Below are 24,694 nucleotides of genomic sequence, written 5' to 3'. Positions count from 1 at the left end.
TTCTTTTCAATAAAAAAGAGTGAAAGATGTAGTTCATGTAGATACTACTCTTTCACTCGTCATTATAAGAGAAAAATCCCTTTTTTACCACTACTTATCGTTACTAAGCTCAATATCAGCAGAATAAATATAGTGCATTTTCCCTTCAAGATCTTCAAGCATTAACGTTCCTTCAGGAGTAATACCTTTTGCTAACCCTTCAATTGAGCCTTTTAACGTTCGTGCAATAATGTTTCGGCCAATTGTAATAGCATATGCTTCCCACAGAATTTTAATCGGCGCAAATCCTGCTTTTAAATATTGATAATAAAGTTCTTCTAACCTCTTTAAAATAGCTTGTACAAGTGTTGCACGAGAGATTTTTTCACCTTTTTCAATAGAAAGCGATGTGGCAATAGAAGAAAGCTCATCATTAAAATCTGCTTCTTGTTGATTCACATTAATTCCCATACCGATAATAACAGAATGAATCTGGTCAGCATCCGCCTGCATTTCAGTTAGAATACCAACGAGCTTCTTTCCGTTTATTAAGATATCATTGGGCCATTTAATATCTACTTTTATATCTGTAATTTCCTCAATTGCTTGCACAATAGCCACAGCTGAAAGCAGTGTAAGCTGTGGTGCTTCATGAGGAGGAATTTGTGGACGCAAGACCAGACTCATCCAAATGCCTGTTGTTTTTGGAGAATGCCATGCTCTATTTAACCGCCCACGTCCACCAACCTGTTCTTCTGCAATAACAAGTGTTCCTTCTTCACATCCTTCTTGTGCAAGGCGATGTGCAACCTTTTGAGTTGAATCAACTGTTTCTCTATAACAAATATTTTGGCCAAGCTTCTTTGTATCTAATCCAAGCCGTAGAGCATCTGGCGTAACAAGCTCTGGCTTTTTAATAAGCTTGTACCCTTTTCTTCTAACAGCTTCAAGATCATATCCATCTTTTCGTAAATCCTCGATATGTTTCCAAACTGCCGTACGTGAACAGCCAAGTTCGTCACTTATTTTCTGACCTGACACATACTCTTCTTCTCCAGTGGTAAACATTTCTAACAACTTTCGTCGAATTTCAGACTCCACTTGCTTACCCACTCCTTAATCACGTTCCGATCATTTTCTATTTTGCCACAAACAATGTTTTCGCTTAGTTCTTGGATGCATTGTGCAATCCACGGACCTTGAGCACGATTGCCCCATGAAACAAGATCTTTTCCATTTGCTTCGATATCTTTAGGAGAATAGATAGGAAGGGATTCATAAATCAATCGAATTTTCTCTTCTTCACTCTGTACGCCTTGTAAAATCCTTTTTAGATGATTTACTCTTAACGCAACTTCTAATCCACTTTGATAAATAGCAAAAGGAGTCCATTCTTTTATAGAACGGTAAAAAACGACCGTCTTTTCCGTTTCTTTTATTCTTTTGTTCGAAAGCTTCCACTTTCTTAAAAATAGAGCGGTATCCTCTACTTCTAGAATCAGACAAAGGAGCGACCATGCTGAGGTCTCTTCACTGATGGTCGTCCAGTCATATTCTATAAGCTCCTTCTTTTCATGAAGAGGCAAAACCTCAAGCAATCCTGTGTCTACAATTGTTCGAAAAGCCTCTGTAGCTTTATTTCCTAGCATGAGTTTTTGAAACTCAACTGAAATGCGCTCCATTGCGATATTTTGTAAAAGATGGCGGTTTCTTCTTATTGCTTCTTTTACATCAGGAGTAATTGTAAATGAAAGCTGACTCATAAAACGCACAGCTCTCATCATACGCAATGCATCCTCACTAAAACGCTCGTCTGCGTTTCCCACCGTTTCAATGATACCCCTTTTGATAGCATCCCTTCCACCGAAAGGGTCAATTAAGGTTTCATTCTCGTCCATTGCAATAGCGTTCATTGTAAAGTCACGTCGTTCTAGGTCTCCTTCAAGCGAACTAATAAACGTAACTTCCTCAGGACGTCTAAAATCTTTATAATCACTTTCAGTCCGAAATGTTGTGACCTCATATGGTTCATTTTCAAGGACAACCACAACTGTTCCATGCTCAATGCCAACTTCAATAACTTTCGGGAACAAACGAACAACATCCTCTGGTCTTGCTGAAGTAGCAATATCAATATCTCCAATAGGACGGCCAATGATAAAATCGCGAACAGACCCTCCAACAAAGTATGCTAAATAACCGTTTTGCTGAAGCTTATGTAAGATTGCTAAAGGTTTTATAAAAGGGTCTCTCATGGTGTTCACCTCACTCTGTTTAACGCTTTTTCATAAAGCTCCTCATACTGCGCGACGATATCTTTTGAAGAAAATTTACTCCATACGGAACGAAGAGCAGAAGCCGACATTTCTTCATACAAACTATCGTTTTGTAAGAGAAATAGAGCTTTTTCGGCAGCTTCTTCGTAATTACCAACTTCACAGATATAGCCTGTTTTCCCATCTTCGATAACTTCTGGAATTCCGCCAATATTTGTCCCAATGCACGGAACGCCGTTAGCCATTGCTTCTAATAAAACAAGACCAAAGCTTTCTTTTTCAGAAAGAAGAAGCTTAAGATCGCTAATGGCATAAAGATCATCCACATTTTCCTGTTTTCCGAGAAAAAGAACTTTATCTACAATATCAAGATCTTTAACAAGATAGCAAACAGCCGTCATCTCTGGGCCATCTCCAACAAGTAAAAGCTTCGCATCAACTCTTTGTTGAACATGATAAAAAGCCCGCACAACATCTGTTACCCGCTTCACTTGTCTAAAGTTTGAAACGTGAATAAAGACTTTCTCTCCTTCTTTAATTCCATATTCTTTTTTAAGCAGTGAAACATCTTCACCCGTTTCTTCTTTCTGTTCAATAAAGTTATGAATCGTATGAATCTCTTTTTGAGGAGCGATAAGGTCATACGTTTGTTTAACAAGTGAAGAGGACACAGCTGTTACTTCATCGGAATTTTCAATCGCGAACTTAATAATACTCTTCAAGGAGAGATCATAGCCGAGTACAGTAATATCCGTTCCATGCAAGGTTGTGACAACTTTCAAATGCTCCCCAACCATCTGCTTTGCTAAGAAAGCACAAACAGCGTGAGGAATGGCGTAATGAGCGTGAAGAAGATCCAACTTCTCACGCTTTGCCACTTCTGCAATCTTACTTGAAAGAGCTAAATCATATGGTGGGTATTTAAAAACAGAATACTGATTCACTTCTACTTCATGAAAGTAGATATTTGAATACACTTTATTTAAACGAAATGGCATGCTTGAAGAAATAAAATGGATCTCATGTCCTTTTTCAGCAAGTAATTTGCCGAGTTCTGTTGCTACAATTCCAGATCCACCAACGGAAGGGTAGCAAACAATACCGATTTTCAATTTCATTAAAGATTTCCTTTCTGCTCTTCATGAACAATTGTGCGCCACTTCAAATCTCCACGATGAAGCCCATGAATAAGTACTTCAGCTGTGCCCATATTTGTTGCAAGGGGAATCGCGTATACATCACAAAGACGAATAAGCGCCGTTACATCTGGTTCATGAGGCTGAGCTGTTAAAGGATCACGGAAAAAAAGGACCATATCCATCTTATTGTTAGCAACCATTGCCCCAATTTCTTGGTCTCCTCCAAGAGGACCAGATTGAAAGCGATGAACATCAAGGCCTGTTGCTTCTTGAATTCTAAGACCTGTTGTACCTGTTGCAAAAAGTTCGTGATCTTTTAAAACTTCTTGATATGCCGTCACAAATTGGACCATATCATTTTTTTTCTTATCATGAGCAATTAGCGCAATTTTCATCTCTTCTCCCGCCTTCTATTCGATAATATTTTCAAGTCCATAAACAAGTGTATCAATATTCATTACCGTGTTTACACAAAGCTCAACACCTGACATGAAGGACGCTCTATTATAAGAGTCATGACGAATCTTTAATGACTCTCCGTCACGTCCGAATAACACTTCTTGATGTGCAATAAGACCTGGTAGACGAACGCTATGAAGATGTATTCCATCAAATTCTGCTCCACGTGCTCCTTCTATAATTTCTTTTTCTTCAGGATGCCCTTGCTTCTTTGGTTCACGTACTTGAGAAATAAGCTCTGCTGTTTTAATCCCTGTTCCAGACGGAGCATCAAGTTTGCGGTCATGGTGAAGCTCGATGATTTCTACGTCTGAAAAATAACGAGCTGCCATTTGTGAAAACTTCATCATTAAGATCGCACCAATTGCAAAGTTAGGAGCAATAATACAGCCTACCCCTTTTTCTTCTGCCATTTCTTTAAGCTCTGTTAAATCTTCTTCAGAAAAACCAGTTGTACCTACAACAGCGCGCACTCCAAAGCTAAGGGCAGTTTTCGTATGTAATCGTCCAATTTCAGGTGTTGTCAAATCAACTAAAACATCTGGCTTTGTGTCTGTTAAGCATGTATGAATATCTGTATAAATAGGAGCATCAATTGCCGGTAATCCTTCTACATCACTAATTTTCTTTCCTTCATTAATACGATCAATAGCTCCTACAAGCTCAAAATTTTCCGTATTTTTCATTAAGTGAAGGGCTTCTATCCCCATCCGTCCTCGTGGTCCTGCTACTACAACTTTAACTTTATTCATCTTACTTATCCTCCTCAATTTTCGTCCAACGATTCGCATCACGCGTATTAAATTTATTCATCACAAGATTATGCGATTCTTCTAAGCTAATGTTCAACGAGTTGGCTAAACAAATAAGCACAAAAAGAACGTCTCCGATTTCTTCTTCCATTGCTTTTTCTTTTTCTGTATCTTTTTTCGGTTTTTCTCCATAATAATGATTGACTTCTCTAGCAAGTTCACCAAGCTCTTCTGTCAGACGAGCCATCATCGCAAGAGGACTAAAATAGCCTTCTTTAAATTGACCAATATATTCGTCTACCTCTTGCTGCATTCTTTTCATTGATTTGTTTTCCATTGTTTCACCTCGTTCATACTAAGAGAGTTGTAAAAACGCTTCCTCTGTTCATATGTTAGCGAATGAGAACGTTCTTGACAATTATTCTAGCTTTAAAAACAGCAATTGTCACTATCAACTCTCTTTTCTATGGTAGGATAGGTGTTGAATACTACGTTAAAAAGGAGGGGCTTTATGCTTAAAGGAGTGCGCATAACTAACATTGTATTTATTTTGTTTGGAACCGCTATCTTTGGCTTTGGTCTTGTTAATTTCAACATGCAAAACAATTTAGCTGAAGGAGGATTTACAGGTATTACCCTGCTATTATTTTTCCTTTTTAAGATTGATCCTTCTTATTCTAACCTTGTCTTAAATATTCCACTCTTCTTCATTGGATGGAAATTGCTTGGACGCGTAGCCTTTATCTATACAATTCTTGGAACGGTAGGGCTTTCACTATTTCTCTGGATATTCCAGCGTTTTCCTATCAATTTTCATCTCGAAAACGATATGACCCTTGTTGCTCTATTTGCAGGTGTTTTCATTGGAGTTGGGCTCGGAATTATCTTTAGATTTGGAGGTACAACAGGCGGTGTCGATATTATCGCTCGCCTTGTAAATAAATATGTAGGATGGAATATGGGGCGAACGATGTTTATGTTTGATTTTGGTGTTATTGCTCTTTCACTTATTACATATTTAGATTTTAGAGAAGCAATGTACACGCTTGTTGCTGTGTTTGTTGCTGCACGCGTTATTGACGTGATGCAAGAAGGTGCTTATACAGCAAGAGGTGCCACAATTATTTCAAAGGAAAACGATAAAATTGCAGAACGTATTTTGAAGGAGATGGACAGAGGGGTCACAATTTTAAAAGGCCAAGGTTCATTTTCTAAACAAGATACGAACGTCCTCTATTGTGTTGTCGGGAAAAACGAAGTATTTAGGTTAAAGCAAGCTGTCACATCTATTGATCCACATGCCTTCGTTGCTTTCACAACCGTTCATGACGTGCTTGGAGAAGGTTTCACACTTGATGAAAATAAGATGCCATTACAACGTTAAAAGAGCCGTCCAGCTGGACGGCTCTTTCTTATTCTTCGCTATTTGACATTCCTGTATAAATTAAAACAAGTCGGACGAGCTCAAGCACTGCGACAGCTGCTGCTGCTACATATGTTAAAGCTGCTGCATTTAACACTTTACGCGTGCGGCGTTCCTCATCATTTCGAATTACCCCTGAAGAAACAAGCTGAGCCATTGCCCGATTTGACGCATCAAACTCAACAGGGAGTGTAACAATTTGGAATACTACAGCGGCTAGCATAAATACAATTCCCAATAACAGAAGATTTGACATTCCTGCTATAATCCCGATAAAAATCAAAATCCAAGAAAAATTCGAACCGATATTAGCAACTGGAACAAGTGAATGACGAAGTCTTAAAAACGCATAGCTTTCATGGTCTTGAATCGCATGCCCTACTTCATGGGCTGCAACAGCTGCTCCTGCTACTGATGTGCCATAGTAATTATCCTCTGATAAGCGAATAACCTTTGCACGTGGATCATAGTGGTCTGAAAGAGTTCCGCCAACTGGTTCAACTGTAACATCATAAATTCCATTGTCGTTCAAAATACGACGAGCAACGTCTGCTCCTGTCATATTTGAAGAACTATGAACTTTAGAGTATTTCTTGTAAGCACTTCTTACTTTCCAACTCGCTAAAATTGGAACTAAGATGATGATTATAAAATAAATGAGCATTCCCATTTATACGCCTCCACATAGTTAAATTTACTTATCCTCATTCTATTAAAGGAAGCGCTTCATGTCAAAAAATTTGCCTTCCTCTAATAAGAACTATGAATCGTCTGGCTTCCAATATATTTGCGCCAGCCAACGTAAAGAAGAGTCGTCACAATAATACTTCCTATTGTCATCATTACCCAAAATGGAGAAACATCAGATTGAAAGGGAGCTTTTTCAAAAAGCGTTTGAAGATCTTTTTCAATTTGTTTGAAATAAGCTTCTTTCTCTCCATCACTCATCGCCTCAAGGCTTTGATTGTTCAGGAAAGCAACGTGATCATTCATTTTCTCAATATCTTGCTGATTGCGATCAACTTGTGCACTTGGAAGAATAAGATCATATTGCTGCAAAAACACGGCTAAATCTTCTTGAAATGCAACCTGATCGCCAGTTTCAGCATTTTCCTTTAACTTCCCAAAAGTACTTAACATCTCTTCTTCCATTTCTGTCCAAAGTGGTTGATGATTCGTTTGAAGCGCGTCGACCAAAAGTCGGAACTGCATCACTTTTGAACTTGGTTCTTCTTCGCTGTTTCCTTGTTCTAACGCTTGTAACGCAAGACTGTGACTATATTGTAAAATTCGAAACTGCTCTGTTGAAATATGCAAACTTTCTCTATTTACTGGAGTCAGCTCGTCATTAAAACGGTCCATAAATGTGATGGCTTCCTTATAATGCTCCTGCTGCGCTAAGGACAAAGCCTGGTCGGCAAGTTCATTCAACGTACTCCAACTGCTTTCTGCTTGCACAGTCACTCCTTTTTGCAACAAAAGAATCATGCAGAATAACGTTATCCATCGCTTCATGTTCGTCCCTCCTCACTACTAAACTTTATGTAAGAAAGGACGAGTTTAGACCATGTCTAATTTCTTTCAGCAATGAAATTTTGTGTGTAATATTGTTCATTAACACCGACTCCAAGCTTATCAAAATCTGGATTTAACATAGCTTTCCTGTGCCCTTCGCTATTAAGCCAACCTTCAACAGCTGCAATGCCATCCTGATACTCGGCAGCAATATTTTCTCCTGCTGTATCATAGGATACGCCTCCTTTTTCTAGGCGATCAGCTAATTTTCCAAACGTTGGAGAAACGTGATCAAAGTAATTATTCTCTTTCATATCTGTACTGTGTCCATATGCTACTTTAGCAGCTCCTTCACTCCATCCTAACTCATTTAGGCCATGCCTAACCCGAATCACGTTTGTAATATCAAAAATTTGTTGTTCATTTCCATGCTGAATCTCTTCTTGAATCTCTTTAGAAGGTTTTTCTGCACTTATAAGCTCTCCTCGATATGTGAGCTCATAAGGACGCTGTTCGATCAAGGTCTTAGCATCCATTGCTCTTATACTTGATATTTTGTTTGTATATTGATCAAAATAAAGCTGTACAAATACGTCCTCGTATTGAATAAGAGGTTTCATCTGCATATCTGCTTCAGACATTTCAAATTGATACATATTTCCCTTATAGTTGAATTGAACTTGTGGAGAAACAGGTGTATCTTTCATCACTTCCTGTCTCGTTTCATTAATGGAATAAGGCTCTACATCGACGTTATCACCAATTGTATATACCATAACAACTTTATCTTTTTCCACACCAATTTGCATATATGAAGAAGGCGAAGAACGATAGATCCACCATTTATAACCATATTGTGATTCATCGATTCGGTCTGGTTTACCAAAGCGTTCCGAAACATCATCTTTATTTTTACCAATTAAAGATAAAATAGACTCTTTACTTATTGATGCTTCTTCTTTTTGGTCACTAAATGTTGCTTCTTCCTTCTGCTGATTTTTTTCCTCATCGTTGAATTTAAAAGGTATGCTGCTTATCGCATAAAAAATAGCGATAACCGCAATTACAAACAATATCTTTCTCAACTTTCCACCTTCTCTCTGTCTACACTAATATATCATGTATGTTCAACAGCTTATTATTTTCGCTCTTATTATGTATCATACATTCTTTTTATGTTTTTTGCTTTTATTCTCCCTTTTAAAACAGTGAATATTTCTTATTATAACCTTCTTAGCTTTTTGAAAACGGGTTACAAAATAAGAGCGACAGATATTCTCTGTCGCTCACTAGTTCGGCTTCTTAAAAGTTTAGTTCTTTCGAAATTTCCACAAGCGCTAAACCTGCTTTTTCGTTTGAGTACTGATTTAATGCTATGTCTCCTAATGAAACAATTCCTGCAAGCTTGTTGTTATCGACAACAGGTAGACGACGAACTTGATGCTCTGCCATCAAAGAAACTGCTTTTTCTAATGAATCGTTTGGTGTTACTGTTACTAAATTAGGACTCATGACATCTGTAACTTGAGAAGAATTTGGTCTTTTTTCAGCTATCGCACGAATTGCTAAGTCACGGTCTGTAATTAACCCTACAAGATTATTTCCGTCAAGAATAGGGATAGCTCCAACATTTAGTTCTTTCATCTTTACAGCTACCTCATAGATATTATCCTGAGTTGTACAGCAGTCCGTATGATGACTCATAATATCGCGTACAGTTTCCATTCGTTTTCTCCTCGCTTCTCGTTGTTTTTTAGGAAAATTCCAAGCTTTCCAAAACTATGAGGAACCTCTTCCCGTAGTTAGTATGAGTTAAATCTTTCACCTTATGTACGCTGTTTTTTTGAAAAAAATATCTATAAAGAGAACGTTTTCATTGAAAGTTTTTTCCATACATACTATGATTAAGAAAAGAATATGTTTGATAAAAAGGAGTGAAGTCTTTTGCGTTTTGAACAAGTTGATTTCGATGGTCTAACCGCTCCACTTGATCGCCTTGATTACATCATGGAAAAGCACGGTCTTATTCGAGCAGAGGGCTGGGATTATGAACGTGTTACATACGATCGAAAATTTGAGATTCAATCTGATACGTACTACTTGCGCGTCCAAGCTTTTGTGATTGAAGGCGATGTAGGGGCACATAAAGCAACTTTACAACTTTTAACTCCTCTTCTTGGTAAACATTATTATCCACACGGAGTGGAATACGGTGAAGGCGAAACATTTCCTGCTCATCTTGTCGAACAATGCGAATCACTGCTTCTTGATATTGAAGGCGAACTTGGAAGTTTACAACAAAGTAAAAAAGACGAAAGAGTTTAAACTCTTTCGTCTTTTTTATTTTAGAAGAAGTCCGGAAAATAAGTTGGTTTCACGTTTTTTACTGCTTCTTGTAGCGCTTCCACATCTGAAATATCACCGTGAATCTGTCCTCCATAATAAAGGTCTATTGGTGTTACATACCCTAGCAAAATTGCAGTCAAAGGACCAACAGAAAGCTTTAATCCTCCTTGCCCTCCATCTTTCAATTTCTCCACTTTTCCGTCAGAAATAGCATAAGTACCCTCATTCCATGGAGCCGAACTATCTTGAACGTTCAGAAGGAGTTCTCTTTTCGTGCTGAGCTTGTAAAGAGATAGAAACTTTTCAACATCTATAATTCGTGCCATAAAATACGGCCATATTTTTTGTTCAATACGAGGATTATCCAAAAGGTGGGCAAGGATATCACTCTTTGCTGCTTTGATTGTGACTTTATCAACCATTGAATCGTGTTGACAAATAAAATTCCATATAGACTTTTTGGCATCTATGGTGATGCTTACATACTCATGTACAATCATAGTACGGTTGTTGATTTCATAGCGGAGATACCCTTCCTCTTGATTATCCTTATTTTTGCATACTATGTAGTAATCTCCTTCTTTATAAATCCGCTCTCTCCACCACTTCTCTGTTCTGTTTAATGTTCCGCTATAGTGATTCTGTACTTTTTCATATAAAAACTGAAGCGCTGGCAAACTTTCTTCAAAAGAAAGTCGTACGATATGTCCTTCTCCTTCTTGAAATCGTTTAAGATCCACATTTTCGATTGTATACTGTTTTTCGTCTGCAAAAATTTCGTATCCATATTTGCGATAAAAACTTACTTTAAATGGATGAAGATAAGAAATAACTTGGCCCATTTTCCTCATCTCCACAAATGAAGCTTCCAAAAGCTTTGTAACAAGTCCTCCCCGGCGATGTTCTGGATAAGACCCAACGCTTGCAATGCCTCCCATCGAATAATATTCCCCATTTATGCATACTTCTGATGAAAGGACTTGGAGATTTGCTGCAAGTTCTTCTTCTTTTTTGATGCCGAGCACCAAGTTTTCCTGCATTCTCTGAAGACGAAGTTCTTTTTCTTCCTCTGTAAACCCCCGCTGAAAAGCATAATCAGATAGCTCAATTGATTTTTTAAAATCTCTCTCATCTATTAGTTTTTCTACATTCATCTTTTCTTCCCCCTTTGCTTTTCCTTTATATTGTAAAGCGAGGTAGAATGACTTTCAAACGTTTCTATTTGTTCCCAATATGCTCAGAAGGGGAAAAATCGTCGGGAAGCGGTGAGATAGCATCTTTTGCTCGCTCTCTTCGTGCCCATCCAAAAAAGACGTACGCTAAAATAGAACCATATACAATTTCTTGAATAATTTTCATCAAAACCCCACCAAGCTGCTGATCTTCTAACGGCGGAAGCGTGTTAAACATTTCTGGACCTGATATATTTAATGAACCTAACATATCCACTGGCACACAAAGCGACATTGCCTGTAACCATGCCTCAGGAGAGGTATATGTCTCGTAAAGCGGAGTATCTGCAAAAATAATAAGCGCGCATGCAGGCGTCAGTAAAACCCCATTAGCAAAAATATAACCTATTTTCTTAATCCCTGACATGTCATTTTCATTTACTTTGTTCATAAGAGGCCACCACATGCAAAAAGAAGCAACAAAAAGAAAACTTGTTACACTGCCATGTATAAAAGCATTTGTTTTCACAAAATCGAAGATAAGAGGAAGATGATAAAACGAAAAAGCACCATTGAATAATATAAGAGAAATAAGCGGTTTTATAGCAAATGAAAAGAGCGGTTTAACCCACTTATTAAATAGCACTGCTTCAAATCCCCATGATGGAATACCAAGAATAAAAAGAGGCGGCACAACTAAATATAAAAGAGCCATTTGCGTCATATGAGCACTAAAAATAAGGTGACTAAGAAGGTCAACAGGACTTCCTTTAATAATATATAGAGTGACTATTGCTAGTACAAAAAACATTTTCGTTTGCCATGAAGTTTTTTTCCCTTTCCCAAATCGACTGTAGCCCTTATTGACTATGAGAAAATAAAGAAGAGTAATAAAAACAAGAAACAGAAAGAAATAAGGACTAAAAAGCGCGCGAAAGCCAAATATATCAAGATTAGACATGTTCTTTCTCCTTTCTCTGCATAAATGTTAGAAAAGGATCAGCATACTGCTGATCCTTTTTGTAGTTTCAAATCCAAACAATCGTTAAAAATGTCAGTACTGTTAAGAAAGCAACCAAAACACCTGAGTACAAAAAGAATGCTGCTGTTCCATGACCTCTATGACTCATATGCATAAAATAGTAAAGTTGAAAGACCACTTGCACAACTCCAAGCAATAAAATAAACGGTACGATAAACCAAGCGGAGTATTTATCGTAGGAGACTGCAAAAAAAGCGACTAATGTTAAAAAAAGCATAAGGGCAAAAGAGACAACTTGCATTCTCATCTCATCCCTATTTTTCTTAAGGCGGTATTCCCAATCGCCTCTTAAATTTTTTTCTTCTGTCGTCATGTTTTATCCCACCATTCCCATTAAATATACGACTGTGAAAATAAAGACCCAGACAACATCGATAAAATGCCAATAAAGACTTGCAACATAGAATTTAGGCGCATTGTATAAGCTTAGCCCTCTTCTTCCATTGCGGATTAAAAGAGTAATAAACCAGCCTAACCCAACCGCAACGTGCCCTCCATGAAAGCCAACAAGCGTATAAAAAGCAGATCCAAATGCGCTGCTTTTAAATGTAAACTCAAACTCGTGTACATAGTGATTGAATTCATAGATTTCAAGTGCTAAAAATCCTGCACCAAGTAAAATTGTAATAATAAACCAAATCTGCATTTTACGATATTGGAAGTTTTTCATATGATAAATCGCGTATACACTTGTTAAACTGCTTGTTAATAACAACATGGTGGCAATAAATACAATTGGAAGCTCAAATAAATCTTGAGACGTTGCTCCTCCAGCATTGGAGTCCTTTAGAGCCAAGTATGTCGCAAATAAAGAAGCAAACAGAACGGTCTCGCCACCAAGAAAGAGCCAAAATCCTAAAAACTTGTTCTTTCCTTCTAGCGTTGCTTTTTCAGGAGATTCAGGGAAATTTTCTCTTGTTAACTTTTCCTCTGCGCTCAATTATTTAACCTCCTTTTCCTCTTCATCTATAAGCTCTTCTTTATGAATATGATAGCCATGATCATCAATCCAAGATCTTAGAAACATAGAAGCGAATGTAATAAATAACCCTCCTGCTCCAATTGGATCTCCCCAAGCATAGTCATTTCGATAAAGAAATCCAATTGCCGCAATAAACAGTCCAAGGGACATTAAAAGCGGTAAAATAGAGCCATTTGGCATATGAATGTCTCCTACTGGCTCAGCTGGAACAATTTCCTTTCTGCCTTCCATCTTCTCAATCCACAATGGATCAAGACCACGAACAAGAGGTGTTTGCTTAAAATTGTATTCAGGCGGTGGAGATGGAATAGCCCATTCAAGTGTTCGCCCATCTCCCCATGCATCGCCATCTGCTTGTTGTTTGCTCATGCTCGTTTTAATAATATTAATCACTAAAACAAGCACAGCAACAGCCATAAACACAGCACCAATTGAGCTGATTAAGTTTGCTGTATTCCATCCTTGCCCATCTAAGAATGTCCATACGCGGCGCGGCATTCCCATTAATCCAACAAAATGCTGAATAAAGAATGTAAGGTGAAAACCGATTAAAAATAGCCAGAATGTAATTTTCCCAAGTTTCTCGTCAAGCATTTTTCCAAACATCTTCGGCCACCAGTAGGTAACACCAGCTAGAAGACCGAGCACAACACCACCAACAATCACGTAATGGAAGTGAGCAACAACGAAGTATGTATCGTGATATTGGTAGTCAGCTGGAGCAGCTGCAAGCATAATCCCTGTTACGCCTCCTAAAACGAAAGAAGGAATAAAGGAAACAGCATAAAGCATTGGTGTTGTGAATGAAATACTTCCGCCCCACATCGTTAAAAGCCAGTTGAAGATTTTAATTCCGGTTGGTACAGCAATCGCCATTGTTGCAACAGCAAATATTGCGTTTGCAATTGGACCAAGTCCTGTTGTGAACATATGGTGAACCCATACCATAAATCCTAAAAATCCAATAAGCACAATGGCAAATACCATTGATGTATATCCAAAAAGGCGTTTTCTTGAAAATGTTGCAAATACTTCTGAAAAAACACCGAATGCAGGAAGTATAAGAATATATACTTCAGGATGACCAAATATCCAGAAAAGGTGTTCCCAAATAATTGTATTTCCACCAAGAGTCGGATCAAAGAAATTAGCACCAAAAAGGCGATCAAAAATCATAAGGAAAATGCCAACAGTTAGCGGTGGAAAAGCAAATAAAATGAGGGCCGAAGCAACAAAAACGGTCCATGTAAAAAGAGGCATCCTCATATATGTCATGCCAGGAGCACGCATGTTAATAATTGTTACTAAGAAATTAATCCCACCAATGAGCGTTCCTGCCCCAGAAATCTGTAAACCAAGCGTATAAAAATCAATACCATGGCCAGGGGAGTACAAGGATAAAGATGCATAAGACGTCCATCCTGCATCAGGAGCTCCACCTAAAAACCAGCCAAGATTAAGAAAGATTCCACCCATTAAAAACAGCCAAAATCCAAGCGCATTTAAAAATGGAAAAGCAACATCTCTCGCTCCAATTTGCAAAGGAACAACGGCATTCATAAGGGCAAATATAAGTGGCATGGCAGCTAAAAAAATCATCGTGGTTCCGTGCATTGTCATCAGCTCATTGTACGTATCAGCTCCAACAAACGTATTCTCAGGAACAGCAAGCTGAATACGAATAAGCATTGCTTCAATGCCACCAACAATAAAGAAAAAACCGCCTGCAACTAAATAAAGAATGGCAATTTTTTTATGGTCAACTGTTGTTAAGTAATCCCATAAAACAGACTTAGGTTTTGTATTCGCTAATGTACTCACGCGTGAACATCCTCCTTTACTTTAGAATTGTGCTATTCTTTAAGCTTCAATGTTTGTAAGTATTGTGTTAATTCATCAACCTGTTCTGGAGTTAATTCTTTATATGTTCCTGTCATTTTATTTCCTGGCTTGACTGATTCCGGATTTTCAATCCATTTTTTCAGATTTTCTTCATTGTGTTCTAAAACACCAGCAATTTTTTCACGATCTGCAAAGCCCGCCAGGTTTGGAGCTGTTCTTGCTTCAGCAGGTCGTTTATCTCCTGCATCAACCGCGTGACAGCTTAGACAGTTTTGCTTAAATACTTCTTCTCCAGCGCTCGCTTCTGCTGTTGTTACTTCAGGTTTAGTATTTGCTAGATCTTTAGCCCATTGATCAAAACTTTCTCTATCAACCGCTTTTACTTTAAAATCCATCAATGCATGTGAAGGCCCACAAAGTTCAGCACATTTCCCATAAAATACGTTTCCTGCTTCTTTAGATCTCTTACTGTCAAACTCTAAATAAAACTTGTTTGTTCCATCTGTATTTGTATCAAGCTTGCCTCCTACAGCTGGAATCCAAAAAGAGTGCTTTACATCTGAAGCTTGCAAATTAAAATAAACTTTTTCATCTGTTGGCACAACAAGGTCTTGAGAAGTAACAATCTTCTGGTTCTTATACTCAAATTCCCACCAGTATAAATTAGCTCTTACGTTTACAACCACCGCATCTTCTGGATCTTTCGCGTTCTTCATTTCCCTTGTGTCCGCTAATTTGAACGTGTAAGAAACAGTTGGTACAGCAAGAACAACAAGCAATAAAATCGGAATAACGGTCCACAAAATTTCTAGCTTATGATTTCCTTCTACCTGTCTTGGAAGATAGCTTTCTCTTCCTTTTCGTCGGAAACGAATAATAACGTAGATAAAAATAACTGTCACAACTACAACGACTAGAACCATAATGGCGGTGCTTAAAAGCATAAGTTCATACTGCGCGTCTGCTACTTCACCAGCTGGGGTAAGCGTTGATATAAAAGGCTCCCCACAGCCAGAAAGAAACAGGACAACAAAACTGAGCAAAGATAATAGGCGCCATTTTCCCATGTTCTATCCCCCTATTCTTTTATTTTCAAATCAACTTTCGAGATAAAAGCGTTTTCTTAAAAAGAATCTTAAACCTTTACAAAAACGCTTCCTATTCTTCTATATAAAAAGTAAAGAAGAAACAAATTAAGTAAAGAAGCTAGCTAAAATCATACTTACAAAAAGAAACGTGACATAGTTAACAGAATAAACAAACATGATTCTAGCCCATTTTTCAGTTTTTAATTTCCAATATAAACTTACTCCTATTAAGAGCCAACCTATTGTTAAAATAGATGCAATAACAACGAATGTTATGCCTAACTCATAAAGATAAAAAGGTAGCGGAATTAAACAAGTTATCCATACAATCATTTGTCGCTTTGTTAGTCTATTACCATAAACAACAGGTAACATTGGAACTTTAGCAGCTCTATACTCTTCAGCTCGCAAAATGGCAAGTGCGAAAAAATGGGGAGGCTGCCAAATGAATAAAATCAAAAAGAGAATCCAGGCTTCAAGACTTAATGTAGGATCAACAGCTCCCCACCCTATTAACGGAGGAACAGCCCCTGAAATACTCCCAATGACTGTATTTGTTGTATAGCGACGTTTCGACCACATGGTGTAGAAAAAAATGTATGTAAGAATGCCGACTACTCCAATAAGAGCGGCTATAACATGAGCAGCTAACAGCATAAAAAGTCCTGTTGCTGTCAATCCAAGCCCAATAAGTAATACAGTTAAAGGATGAAATCGACCTGTAACAGTTGGTCTTTTTTGTTTACTTTTCATAAGAGGATCAATATCTCGATCAATGTAATTATTTAAGCTACAAGATCCCGCGATAATAAACGCTGAACCTACTAGGGTGAAGAAAGCAAGGTCTATATGCTCAGTAAAAGGTTTTTCATTAAACTTGAGGGAAAGCCAAAAACCTGTAAATGTAGTGAGCATACTTGAATTTACAATGCCAATTTTAATAACAGTTAAAAACTCTTGCCAAACTGTTGTTTTAATTTCTGGATTCTGTGGTGGCAATGATACGGATTCTGTGGAATAATCCATTTCCTCTCCCCCCTTTTGACTTACATAAAGCTACTTCAGGCTATACAGAGGTGTATCTTGCTCTTTGCAAGGTTATAAACATATGAGCTTAATTTAGTATTTTTAACATAGGAAGTTGATTAGCGCAGTTCTGTCGATAATTGTGAAAGAAATATGAAAAAAATATGGACTTTTTATGTCAAACAAACAAATCTCTTATTCTATTGTTGATTGTTTTCTATAAAAACCTCTAAAATGGATATGGAATATGTGAAAGGACTAATCTCGAGCGTAATCTTGGAGAGTTTTTAATGCTTTTCTCTTAGCATACCACAAAATGTAGCGCTTTCATGTTAAAAGTTAGCTATTTTCTATAAGTTTACATTTCTGTGGTAAACGTTTTTTTTCCTGCACCTCTTCCTTTTTTCTTGTCTTTTTCATAAAAGAATTTATGATAGGATAAAGAAGCGCCTTTATAACATTTCACAACAACATACTTAACAAAAGATGCTATTGACAATGAGGATGGTGAATAATTTGCAACGCGGTTTAAAAGTATTATCTGTTATTACAACACTTGCGATGTTGTTTATTTTATTAGGTGGGGCCCTCGTAACAAAGACCGGGTCTGGCATGGGCTGTGGACGTTCTTGGCCACTTTGCCACGGAGAGCTTATTCCGAGTAATATTACTCCTGAGCTTATCATTGAGCTTGCTCACCGTGTAGTAACAGGAGTCGGCGGTTTTATCGTCCTGGCTTTATGTATTTGGTCATGGATTGTAATTGGACATATCCGTGAAACAAAGTTCTTAGCAATCATGTCTCTTGTGTTCCTTATCCTACAAGCACTTCTTGGAGCAGGCGCAGTAGTTTGGGGACAATCAGATATCATTATGGCTTTACACTTTGGTGTTTCTCTTGTTTCATTTGCTTCTGTTCTTCTTCTTACCCTATTAATTTTTGAAGTGGATAAAAAACTTGATGCTGATAACGTATCTATCGGCAAACCAATGAGAGGATTTATTTATGGAACATTAGCCTATAGTTTTATTGTCGTATATTCAGGAGCGTTCGTTCGTCATACAGAATCAAGTCTTGCTTGTCCTGATGTACCGTTCTGCTATGGAACGAATATGCCAACACAATTTAACGAATGGGTTCAAATGGCCCATAGAATGGCCGCTGGTCTTATTTTTGTTCTTATTTTGATCGCTTTCATTCATGCAGCAAAACATTATAGAGATCAAAAGAACATTTATTATGGATGGTTAGCATCACTTGTACTTGTTTGCTTGCAAGCATTGTCAGGAGTGCTTGTTGTCTACACAAAACTAAGCCTTTTCTTCTCCCTCTCACATTCATTATTTATTAGCTGTCTATTCGGAGTTCTAAGTTATTTAGTAATGGTAGCAAGTCGAGATAAAAAGAAAAAACGTATACAATAAAAAAAGCGACGAGAGAACTCGTCGCTTTTTTTATTTTTGAATTTCCGCCAATAAATCACCAGTACTAATTCCTTCACCGTTTTTAGCATAAATCTCTGTAATGACACCATCAAACGGAGCTTGTACTGTTGTTTCCATCTTCATTGATTCTGTAATCATTAAATGATCACCTTTTAAGACTTTCTCTCCTTTTTCAACAAGGACTTTCACAACCGTACCTGGCATTGAAGCACCAATATGGCTCTGATTTTGTCTATCTGCCTTAACCTTAGTAGCAACAGTTGATTTAATATTCTCATCTTTTATCACAACTTCACGAGACTGACCATTAAGCTCAAAATAAACGACTCTCGTTCCGTCTGCTGCAGGCTCTCCAATTGATACAAGCTTAACAATAAGCGTTTTACCACGCTCAATTTCCACTTCAATTTCTTCTCCTAAACGCATGCCGTAAAGGAATGTTGGTGTATCTAATACAGACATATCACCAAACTGTTCAAGCGTTTTTTGATAATCTAGAAATACTTTTGGATATAGAGCAGATGCAATAACATCAAAGCTTGTTACAGGTCTGTTAAGCTTATGGAATAAGGTATCACGAATCTCTTTGAAATCAGCTGGTTTTAACAGCTCGCCAGGACGTACTGTGATTGGCTCACGTCCTTTAAGAATGATGCGCTGAAGTTCTTTTGGAAAACCACCATGAGGCTGACCAAGATAACCTTCAAAAAACTCAACAACAGAATCAGGAAAATCAAGCGTTTCTCCTCTGTCATATACATCATCTTCTGTTAAGTTGTTTTGCACCATATAAAGTGCCATATCTCCAACAATTTTTGAAGAAGGCGTTACTTTCACAATATCTCCAAACATCTCGTTTACACGAGCATACATAGCTTTCACTTCATCCCAGCGCTCACCAAGACCAACGCCTTTTGCTTGCTGCTGCAGATTGCTATATTGTCCACCAGGCATTTCATGAACGTACACTTCTGTATGCGGAGCATTCATTCCACTTTCAAATGCACTGTAATACTTGCGAACATCTTCCCAATAGTGTCCAAGCTTTTCAAGGTTCTCAACAGCTACCCCAGGCTTTCTGTCCGTTCCTTCAAGCGCATAGTAAAGCGTGCTTGCACTAGGCTGTGAAGTTAAACCAGACATTGAACTTACTGCTACATCGACAATATCGACTCCTGCTTCAATAGCTTTTGCATATGTGAAGATTCCGTTTCCGCTTGTATCATGCGTGTGTAAGTGAATTGGAATATCAATTTTATCTTTTAAAGCTGATACAAGTTCATATGCTGCTTGAGGCTTCAATAATCCAGCCATGTCTTTAATGCCTAGGATATGGGCTCCTGACTCCTGTAGCTCTTTTGCTAAGTCTGTATAGTAGTTTAGGTTATATTTACGGCGAGTTGGGTCTGAAATGTCCCCTGTATAGCATATTGCCGCTTCTGCAATCTTACCTGTATCACGAACAGAATCGATTGCAAGACGCATACCATCAACCCAGTTCAAGCTATCAAAAATACGGAAAACATCAATCCCTGCTTGTGCTGACTTTTCCACAAACTCTTTAATAACATTATCAGGGTAGTTTTTGTAACCAACCGCATTTGATGCGCGTAGAAGCATTTGAAACAGTACGTTTGGTGCTTGCTTACGAAGTTCAATTAAGCGATCCCATGGATCTTCCTTAAGGAAGCGGTAAGCAACATCAAATGTGGCGCCTCCCCACATTTCCATTGAAAATAGTTCAGGAAGCAAACGCGATGTTGGTTCTGCAATTTTTTTCAAATCGTGTGTACGCACGCGCGTTGCTAGCAATGATTGATGGCCATCTCTGAACGTTGTATCTGTAAGAAGAACTTCTTTTCGTTGTTTTACCCACTCTACAAGCCCTTCTGCGCCTTCTTTATCTAAAATTTGTTTAGTTCCGTTTACAAACGGCTCACTGCTTGAAATTTTTGGAACACGTGGCTTCTCAAAAACCGGTTTCTTTTTCGTTCCAATTCCAGGAAATCCATTAATTGTAACATTTCCGATATAAGAAAGCATTTTCGTTCCACGGTCTTTTCGTTTAGGAAACACAAAAAGCTCTGGAGAAGCATCAATAAATGATGTATCATAATCTCCTTTTAAAAACTTTTCATGCTTTACAACATTTTCTAAAAAGGCAATGTTTGTTTTAATTCCACGGATTCGGAATTCTTTTAAATTTCGAACCATTTTAGCTGCAGCTTGTTCAAAAGTTAAAGCCCATGTTGTTACTTTTACAAGAAGTGAATCATAGTACGGTGTGATAATGGCTCCTTGAAAGCTGTTTCCTGTATCTAAACGAACTCCAAAACCACCGCTTGAACGATAGGCCATAATTTTACCTGTATCAGGCATAAAATTGTTTTGTGGATCTTCTGTTGTTACACGAGATTGGATCGCATAGCCGTTTGTTTTAATATCTTCTTGTAATGGTATTCCGATCGCATTTTCGTGTAAAGAATAACCATCAGCAATTAGAATTTGAGATTGTACAATATCGACCCCTGTAATCATCTCTGTAATTGTATGCTCTACTTGTACACGTGGGTTTACTTCAATGAAGTAGAATTCGTCTCCAGCTACGAGAAACTCAACGGTTCCAGCGTTTATGTACTGGATGTTTTTTGCCAGCTTAACTGCTGCGTCACAAATTCTTTGGCGAAGATCTTCACCAAGCGATAAACTTGGCGCAACTTCCACTACTTTCTGATGGCGACGCTGAATAGAGCAATCACGCTCATACAAGTGAACGATGTTTCCATCATGATCTCCAAGAATTTGCACTTCAATATGCTTTGGATTTTCAATACATTTCTCAACATATACTTCATCATTTCCAAATGCTGCTTTTGCTTCAGATTTTGCTCGATCATAAGCTTCCTTTAGTCCTGAATGACTGCGGACAATTCTCATTCCACGACCACCGCCGCCTAGAGATGCTTTAATCATCAATGGATAGCCGTATTTTTCACCAAACTCTTCAACTTCGCTTAGGGAAGAAACAGGACCATCTGTTCCTGGAATAACAGGAATCCCAGCGCTTACTGCTTGGTGACGAGCTTTTACTTTATCTCCAAACATATCTAAATGTTTACTTTTTGGTCCAATAAAAGTTAGTCCTTCTTCTTCACAGCGTCTTGCAAAGTGGATATTTTCTGATAAGAAACCGTATCCTGGGTGAATCGCATCGACGTTATGTTCTTTAGCAATTTCAATAATATTTTCGATATCAAGATAAGCATCAATTGGTTTTTTCCCCTCACCAACCAAGTATGCTTCATCTGCTTTATATCTGTGGAAGGATCCTGTATCCTCTTTCGAATAAATAGCAACCGTTCGAATGTTCAGCTCTGTACAAGCCCGAAAAATCCGAATTGCTATTTCTCCTCTGTTTGCAACTAAAACTTTCCCAATATTTTTTGTTACTGTGCTCATTTTACCCTCTCCCCTTTACATCAAAAACTGTACATCAAAAAAATTGCTATATGAAGATATATTACTTGAACTTTTTAATGCTCACAAGGGTTATGTGTAAATTTTCTGAATAACATGTCAAAAAACCACGAAAATGTACGCTTACATTTCGTGGTTTTTCGACAAAAAAATTCACCTATTTTTTTAAAAAGAACGCTCTGTCTTTGAATCTACAGCTCGCAAAGGTGATTCCTCTCCTTCTGCTTTCTTACTTCGATAATTTGTAAACATAGATATATTAACAACAATTCCCATTGAGGCTAGTAGAAGTAAAATTGATGTTCCTCCGTAGCTCACAAAAGGAAGTGGAACACCTGTAAGGGGAATAACACCTGTAATTCCACCTAAATTGAAAAAAGCTTGAATTCCAATTGTTGTGGCAATTCCAATACAAATTAAACTTCCATAAACATCTTGACATTTTTTCGCGAGAAGCAGTGTTTTAATAATAATAAATGCAAGGAGAAATAAGACCGTAGCTACACCAACAAATCCTAATTCCTCTGCAATAATGGCGATAATAGCATCTGTATGTGATTCTGGGAGATATCCGTACTTTTGCACACTCTGGCCAAGACCAGCTCCAAAAAATCCTCCAGAGCCCATCGCTATATATGCATTAACAAGCTGAAAACCATCACCTGATGCATCTTTGAATGGATCTAACATTGTTGTTACACGGGCAATTCTTGTTGCTGAAATATAGCCTGACATCCAAGCAATTGGTAGAATAACGAGCACGCTTCCAACACCAAGAGCCAAAAATTTTCTAAACGTATACTTATCAATGCCAGAACAAAGAAGAACAGCAGCAGCAATCCCTACTACAATCATGGCTGTCCCAAAGTCTGGTTGAACAGCGATTAATCCAGTTAAAAATATAACGATTAAAACCGGTCCTGTAAATGCCCTTTTAAAATCATTAAGATATGGCTGTCGTTTTTCAAGCACCATTGCCAAATATAAGACAATGGCAAGTTTTACAAATTCAGAAGGCTGAATACTCAAGCCGCCAAAACGTAGCCAACTTGCGGCATTGTTCGAAACGTGTCCAAATATACTCACGAGAAAGAGCCCAACAACGACGAGTGCTAATATTCCTTTAATAAAGCGAGCATAAAGCTGATATGGAATAATCATCGTCACAAAAAACACCAACGCTCCGATAATCAACGAGAGTTTCTGCCTTTGATAGAAGTGATCAGGTGCAAAATCATACCTTGAAACAGCCGTAATCACGCTTGCACTGTAAACCATTACAAGACCAATTGAGCACAGAAGAACAAGCGCAATAATAATTGAATAGTCATAGTTTCGAAACATCTTTTTAAACATAGTCTCTTCCCTCGTCCCTTCAACATCGTTGAGATGAAAAAGTTGTCTGTGTTATAAGTAAGGTGCAGCATGTGTGTAGGGTATATCCCTTTCTAAGTAAGTCTAAAACCTGTCCTTTTTGAAAGTTGAGCACTATAGACAAAAAGTTCTTATTTTTATCTTTTCTTCCTTTTAGGCACAAATTCCTTTATGTATGAAATAAGAAATCTCCTACTTTTGAATGAGAGAGAACGAAACTAGGGATTATTGCCCTCTTATAACGTAAAATGATAAAAACTCAAACCGACTGAGCCTAAGTTTGAGTTTTTATACTTCTTATTTTTTTGTAAAGGCTTCGTGTAAGGCTGATAGCTCGCGTTCTAGGCGATCTAATAGTTGTTTCCCCTTATCTTCCTCGATAAGATGCAGTCTTACCGCAAAGTCAATCTCACGTGATAAGCCAAACATTTGTGTATCTAAAACCTCTTCATAAAGAGGACATTGCGGCATTGTTAAGTTATCCATTTGAACTTGAATAAGCTTCAAAATCTTCTCCGCATCCGCCTTTAGCAGTGCGTATGCTCTTTCACGATGATCTACTGCAACCTCAGGCGTCAAATTAATCCCTCCGTTCCCGAGCGATTTCCTATTCTATCTATAAATCATACAGTTAAACGAACTAAATTGCAAGAAAAAACAAGTAGTTCATTCTAAATTAAGAAGAACAGTTTTGAAAAATAAAAGTCTTTTTACATTCATAAAATAGGCTTCTAACGAAGATCGTTGATTTATTAAGAACATTCATAATTTGCAGATGACAGCTTTGTTCTTGTTCTTTATACTAAAAGAGCGGAGATTAATTATTGTAAACAAAGGGAGTTTTTCATAGTGAATGATATTATCATCTTAAAAGGAAAAGTATCTTATCCAATTACATTAGATCCGAGCGTCTGGATTTTTGATGATCGCAAAGTTGAAAGACAAACGCTTAAAAATCAAAATGATGAAAGCGATTCAAAAGAATTAACAGCAAGACAGTGGTCTCGTGAAATTAGTGAAGGAAACGTTTCTCCTCCTACTTTGAAATCTGAACGTAAATACGAACGTGAACGTATTTTAACAGGATCATTTGCTATTCATCTTTCTCATTTTTTAAAAAATGCTGAGCCGCTCAGCGAGGCTTGTGAGCTTGCCGTTATAACTCAAAAGGGCGAAGTCATTGTACCCCTTACAGAAGCCTATAGCTATTTGTTAGCCTTTTCAAAAGATGGCAAACCCCTTAAAGATGATGGCCCTGTTCATCTTCTAAAAAGCGATGGCACAACAGAAGCAACACATGTTACAGAATTTCAAGTTCGTTAATTAAGCTCCGTTTCCTCTACATGAGGAAACGGT

Annotated in this window: 24 protein-coding genes; 4 read left to right on the top strand and 20 right to left on the bottom strand. The window is 37.8% G+C overall.

Annotated features, from left to right (window positions below; all coding sequences use genetic code 11):
• Nucleotides 1-90 precede the first annotated feature (90 nt).
• Genes BM012_RS05485 through BM012_RS05460 form a run of 6 tightly spaced genes read right to left on the bottom strand, consistent with a single transcriptional unit; the run spans nt 91 to nt 4,942 of the window.
• On the bottom strand, nt 91-1,080 hold the full coding sequence (locus tag BM012_RS05485; protein WP_061803576.1) for a biotin--[acetyl-CoA-carboxylase] ligase: 990 nt from the start codon (nt 1,078-1,080) through the stop codon (nt 91-93).
• On the bottom strand, nt 1,050-2,234 hold the full coding sequence (locus BM012_RS05480) for a CCA tRNA nucleotidyltransferase (RefSeq protein WP_061803575.1): 1,185 nt from the start codon (nt 2,232-2,234) through the stop codon (nt 1,050-1,052). Before BM012_RS05480 ends, BM012_RS05485 begins: the two co-directional genes overlap by 31 nt.
• A gap of 5 nt (nt 2,235-2,239) precedes the next feature.
• Complete coding sequence (gene bshA / locus BM012_RS05475; protein ID WP_061803574.1) at nt 2,240-3,373, bottom strand: N-acetyl-alpha-D-glucosaminyl L-malate synthase BshA; 1,134 nt, start codon at nt 3,371-3,373, stop codon at nt 2,240-2,242.
• Complete coding sequence (gene mgsA / locus BM012_RS05470) at nt 3,373-3,789, bottom strand: methylglyoxal synthase (RefSeq protein WP_061803573.1); 417 nt, start codon at nt 3,787-3,789, stop codon at nt 3,373-3,375. Before mgsA ends, bshA begins: the two co-directional genes overlap by 1 nt.
• A 15-nt stretch (nt 3,790-3,804) precedes the next feature.
• Nucleotides 3,805-4,605, bottom strand: coding sequence for a 4-hydroxy-tetrahydrodipicolinate reductase (gene dapB, locus BM012_RS05465; protein WP_061803572.1), 801 nt, complete (start codon nt 4,603-4,605; stop codon nt 3,805-3,807).
• A gap of 1 nt (nt 4,606) precedes the next feature.
• The gene (locus BM012_RS05460) at nt 4,607-4,942 is read right to left on the bottom strand and encodes a nucleotide pyrophosphohydrolase (protein WP_019393030.1); all 336 of its coding nucleotides are present in this window, start codon (nt 4,940-4,942) and stop codon (nt 4,607-4,609) included.
• A gap of 174 nt (nt 4,943-5,116) precedes the next feature.
• On the opposite strand from BM012_RS05460, the gene BM012_RS05455 reads away from it, so the two are divergent.
• The gene (locus BM012_RS05455; RefSeq protein ID WP_061803571.1) at nt 5,117-5,989 is read left to right on the top strand and encodes a YitT family protein; all 873 of its coding nucleotides are present in this window, start codon (nt 5,117-5,119) and stop codon (nt 5,987-5,989) included.
• A gap of 28 nt (nt 5,990-6,017) precedes the next feature.
• Here the strand turns inward: BM012_RS05455 and BM012_RS05450 are convergent, their stop codons facing one another.
• The 4 genes from BM012_RS05450 to BM012_RS05435 all read right to left on the bottom strand — a co-directional run bounded on the left by BM012_RS05450 (nt 6,018) and on the right by BM012_RS05435 (nt 9,268).
• Nucleotides 6,018-6,698 (bottom strand): zinc metallopeptidase, encoded by a 681-nt coding sequence (locus BM012_RS05450; protein ID WP_061803570.1) that lies wholly within the window; start codon nt 6,696-6,698, stop codon nt 6,018-6,020.
• Nucleotides 6,699-6,778: 80 nt separating this feature from the next.
• A complete protein-coding gene (locus tag BM012_RS05445; protein ID WP_061803569.1) occupies nt 6,779-7,543 on the bottom strand; it encodes a sporulation protein YpjB in 765 nt (254 codons plus the stop codon).
• A gap of 56 nt (nt 7,544-7,599) precedes the next feature.
• On the bottom strand, nt 7,600-8,628 hold the full coding sequence (locus tag BM012_RS05440) for a CAP domain-containing protein (protein WP_082802535.1): 1,029 nt from the start codon (nt 8,626-8,628) through the stop codon (nt 7,600-7,602).
• A gap of 217 nt (nt 8,629-8,845) precedes the next feature.
• Nucleotides 8,846-9,268 carry a CBS domain-containing protein gene (locus BM012_RS05435; protein ID WP_061803568.1) on the bottom strand — a complete coding sequence of 141 codons (423 nt, stop codon included), beginning with the start codon at nt 9,266-9,268 and terminating at the stop codon, nt 8,846-8,848.
• Between the two features lie 219 nt (nt 9,269-9,487).
• Between BM012_RS05435 and BM012_RS05430 the strand changes: the two genes are divergently transcribed.
• Nucleotides 9,488-9,868 carry a YugN family protein gene (locus BM012_RS05430; protein WP_019393024.1) on the top strand — a complete coding sequence of 127 codons (381 nt, stop codon included), beginning with the start codon at nt 9,488-9,490 and terminating at the stop codon, nt 9,866-9,868.
• A gap of 20 nt (nt 9,869-9,888) precedes the next feature.
• Here the strand turns inward: BM012_RS05430 and BM012_RS05425 are convergent, their stop codons facing one another.
• From BM012_RS05425 to cyoE, 7 genes are all read right to left on the bottom strand, one after another.
• Complete coding sequence (locus tag BM012_RS05425) at nt 9,889-11,043, bottom strand: GNAT family N-acetyltransferase (RefSeq protein ID WP_061803567.1); 1,155 nt, start codon at nt 11,041-11,043, stop codon at nt 9,889-9,891.
• Between the two features lie 64 nt (nt 11,044-11,107).
• On the bottom strand, nt 11,108-12,022 hold the full coding sequence (gene ctaG, locus BM012_RS05420) for a cytochrome c oxidase assembly factor CtaG (RefSeq protein ID WP_061803566.1): 915 nt from the start codon (nt 12,020-12,022) through the stop codon (nt 11,108-11,110).
• A gap of 67 nt (nt 12,023-12,089) precedes the next feature.
• Entirely contained in the window at nt 12,090-12,416 is a 327-nt protein-coding gene (ctaF, locus tag BM012_RS05415; RefSeq protein ID WP_061803565.1) for a cytochrome c oxidase subunit IVB, read from the bottom strand.
• Between the two features lie 3 nt (nt 12,417-12,419).
• The gene (locus tag BM012_RS05410; RefSeq protein WP_061803564.1) at nt 12,420-13,043 is read right to left on the bottom strand and encodes a cytochrome (ubi)quinol oxidase subunit III; all 624 of its coding nucleotides are present in this window, start codon (nt 13,041-13,043) and stop codon (nt 12,420-12,422) included.
• A complete protein-coding gene (ctaD, locus tag BM012_RS05405) occupies nt 13,044-14,906 on the bottom strand; it encodes a cytochrome c oxidase subunit I (RefSeq protein WP_061803563.1) in 1,863 nt (620 codons plus the stop codon).
• Nucleotides 14,907-14,938: 32 nt separating this feature from the next.
• Nucleotides 14,939-15,994 (bottom strand): cytochrome c oxidase subunit II, encoded by a 1,056-nt coding sequence (gene coxB, locus BM012_RS05400; RefSeq protein ID WP_061803562.1) that lies wholly within the window; start codon nt 15,992-15,994, stop codon nt 14,939-14,941.
• A 126-nt stretch (nt 15,995-16,120) separates the two neighbouring features.
• Nucleotides 16,121-17,041: a heme o synthase gene (gene cyoE / locus BM012_RS05395; RefSeq protein WP_061803561.1), complete on the bottom strand. Its 921-nt coding sequence runs from the start codon at nt 17,039-17,041 to the stop codon at nt 16,121-16,123.
• Nucleotides 17,042-17,557: 516 nt separating this feature from the next.
• Here cyoE and BM012_RS05390 point away from each other — a divergent pair.
• Entirely contained in the window at nt 17,558-18,466 is a 909-nt protein-coding gene (locus tag BM012_RS05390; protein WP_061803560.1) for a COX15/CtaA family protein, read from the top strand.
• Between the two features lie 30 nt (nt 18,467-18,496).
• Here the strand turns inward: BM012_RS05390 and pyc are convergent, their stop codons facing one another.
• From pyc to BM012_RS05375, 3 genes are all read right to left on the bottom strand, one after another.
• Nucleotides 18,497-21,946 (bottom strand): pyruvate carboxylase, encoded by a 3,450-nt coding sequence (gene pyc / locus BM012_RS05385; RefSeq protein WP_061803559.1) that lies wholly within the window; start codon nt 21,944-21,946, stop codon nt 18,497-18,499.
• 183 nt (nt 21,947-22,129) lie between these two features.
• A complete protein-coding gene (locus tag BM012_RS05380; RefSeq protein ID WP_061803558.1) occupies nt 22,130-23,320 on the bottom strand; it encodes an FtsW/RodA/SpoVE family cell cycle protein in 1,191 nt (396 codons plus the stop codon).
• 315 nt (nt 23,321-23,635) lie between these two features.
• Nucleotides 23,636-23,917: an Fpa/YlaN family protein gene (locus tag BM012_RS05375; RefSeq protein ID WP_019393013.1), complete on the bottom strand. Its 282-nt coding sequence runs from the start codon at nt 23,915-23,917 to the stop codon at nt 23,636-23,638.
• Between the two features lie 270 nt (nt 23,918-24,187).
• On the opposite strand from BM012_RS05375, the gene BM012_RS05370 reads away from it, so the two are divergent.
• Entirely contained in the window at nt 24,188-24,661 is a 474-nt protein-coding gene (locus BM012_RS05370; protein WP_061803557.1) for a hypothetical protein, read from the top strand.
• Nucleotides 24,662-24,694: the final 33 nt, after the last annotated feature.

Source organism: Priestia endophytica DSM 13796, from assembly GCF_900115845.1.
GTDB lineage: Bacteria > Bacillota > Bacilli > Bacillales > Bacillaceae_H > Bacillus_I > Bacillus_I endophytica.
This window is presented reverse-complemented; position numbering and strand designations above follow the sequence as displayed.